This is a genomic window from Myxococcus llanfairpwllgwyngyllgogerychwyrndrobwllllantysiliogogogochensis (genome assembly GCF_006636215.1).
Lineage (GTDB): Bacteria > Myxococcota > Myxococcia > Myxococcales > Myxococcaceae > Myxococcus > Myxococcus llanfairpwllgwyngyllgogerychwyrndrobwllllantysiliogogogochensis.
In genome coordinates, this window is sequence record NZ_VIFM01000683.1 from 1 (window position 1) to 514 (window position 514).

Genomic DNA, 514 nt, shown 5'->3' on the forward strand with positions numbered 1-514 from the left:
CCGCTGGACGTGGCCGCGGCGCTGGACCTGCGCACCGGCGAATCGGTGTTCCATGCGGTCTGCGTGCACCGCGAGGACGGCATGCCCGTGCAGCTGGAAGACCGCTACGTGAACCCGCGCGCGGTGCCGCAGTTCGGCGCGCAGGACTTCACGCGCATGCAGCCCTCCGAATACCTGGTGCGCAACGTACCGTTCGACCAGCTGGAGCACGTCGTCGATGCCGTGCTGCCCACGGCCGAGCAGGCGCGCCTGCTGGACATGGCGGGCGGCGATCCGTGCCTGCTGCTCACCCGCCGCACCTGGTCGCGCGGTATGCCGGTCACCCTGGTGCGCTGCCTGCACCCGGGCTCGCGCTACCGGCTGGGCAGCCGCATCCGGGCCGACGGCCATCCGCTGGTCGGCTGATTTGCCATGTTCGTCCTGTATATACAAGCTGGGCGTTTCATGGTCCAATCCGCGCCGAAAGCTGTTCGTACCAGCCGCTGAATTTTTCGAAGATCAACTTGTATATACA

At 66.7% G+C, this 514-nt stretch carries 1 protein-coding gene; it reads left to right on the plus strand.

Translation table 11 applies throughout. The annotated features are described in order from the left end of the window. Positions 1-405, plus strand: a 405-nt coding sequence (locus tag FJV41_RS57240) for a UTRA domain-containing protein (protein WP_141649595.1), incomplete at its 5' end; no start/stop codon positions are given. Positions 406-514 lie beyond the last annotated feature (109 nt).